This window comes from Faecalicatena contorta, from assembly GCF_021531995.1.
GTDB lineage: Bacteria > Bacillota > Clostridia > Lachnospirales > Lachnospiraceae > Dorea_A > Dorea_A contorta_A.
The window spans coordinates 1-1,268 of the sequence record NZ_JAFBIZ010000250.1 but is presented as its reverse complement, the minus strand read 5'-3'; the positions used below and the strand labels follow the sequence as shown (position 1 = coordinate 1,268).

Annotated in this window: 1 protein-coding gene; it reads left to right on the top strand. The window is 36.8% G+C overall.

The genetic code is table 11. The features are described from left to right. Positions 1–380 precede the first annotated feature (380 nt). The gene (locus JQM82_RS15695) at positions 381–1,175 is read left to right on the top strand and encodes a hypothetical protein (protein WP_235251356.1); all 795 of its coding nucleotides are present in this window, start codon (positions 381–383) and stop codon (positions 1,173–1,175) included. Positions 1,176–1,268: the final 93 nt, after the last annotated feature.

The window sequence follows — 1,268 nt, the reverse complement described above, 5'->3', positions numbered from 1 at the left end:
GAATTATTTCATTAGAAATATCTATTTGCAAAAAGCCCTGAGAAATCCCAAAAATTGCTTGAAATTAGCATCGAGAATTACTTGAAAAAGGAGAGCTATCTGATATGCAGAATTTCTTATCTAATTTCCATATAGTATTGCGAAGAGCATATTGTAGCCCGGGAGTATATACCAAAAAGCAAGGATGGTATACTCCAAAAACAAGAATGGTATACCCCAAAACAAGGATGGTATACCCCAAAAACAAGGATGGTATACCCCAAAACAAGGATGGTATACCAGAACCAACAGCGTATGCCGGGGGCTATATTAGAAACTAATAGCAGGTTTGGAAACTGGTCACATTAATATCACACAAATATATATCAGGAGGTTATACCATGGAACAAGTGAAAGAATTGCTGGAAGCACGAAAAAGTTTTCTGCTTCAGTTAAAAAAAGAAAAAGTGGAGGCTCTCAGGACTGTTCCTGAAGGATCATTGCGTGTCTGCAGTCATGGGAAAAGGACACAGTATTATCATAGAAATAATCCGAAAGATTTTAGTGGTGTGTATATTCGCAGCAATGAGATTGAACTTGCAAGGGAGTTAGCGCAGAAAGATTATGATCAGAGAGTGCTTCGTGCGATTGAAAAAGAGGTGAATGCCATTGACAAGTATTTCAGTAATTATCCACAGGTTAATGTAGAGAATGTATATGAAAGTCTGCATAAAGAGCGCCAGAAATTAATCAAGCCGGTCAGGAAATCAGATCAGGAATATCTTCGGGAATGGGAAGGTGTGGAATATGAAGGAAAAGAATTTGATGAAAACATGCCGGAATTCTATACCGCAAAAGGGGAGCGAGTGCGTTCAAAGTCTGAGGTTATTATTGCAGACATGTTATACAGAGAAGGGATTCCTTATCGTTATGAATATCCCTTATATCTGAGAGGAACAGGCAGGATTTACCCCGATTTTACAATTTTGAATTTAAGGCTGAGAAAGGAAATCTTATGGGAGCATCTGGGAATGATGGATGATTTTGCATATGCAGAAAAAACGGTTCGGAAAATATCCGGTTATGAGCAAAATGGAATTTTCCCGGGAGAGGACTTCATTCTTACGTATGAAACAAGAAAGAGTCCCTTGAATTCCAGAACAATCATGCGTATGATCAAGCATTATTTACTGTAAAAAATCTCTGACGGTCAATAGTATTCCTTTTTTAAAAACATATATTTTTTGATTATATTTTTGAAGTATTTTTTTACATTTCATGTATAATAG

What these genes read in the sequence shown, in the direction of transcription:
- JQM82_RS15695 (WP_235251356.1), top strand. Translation starts at nt 381, where the DNA reads ATGGAACAAGTGAAAGAATTGCTGGAAGCACGAAAAAGTTTTCTGCTT.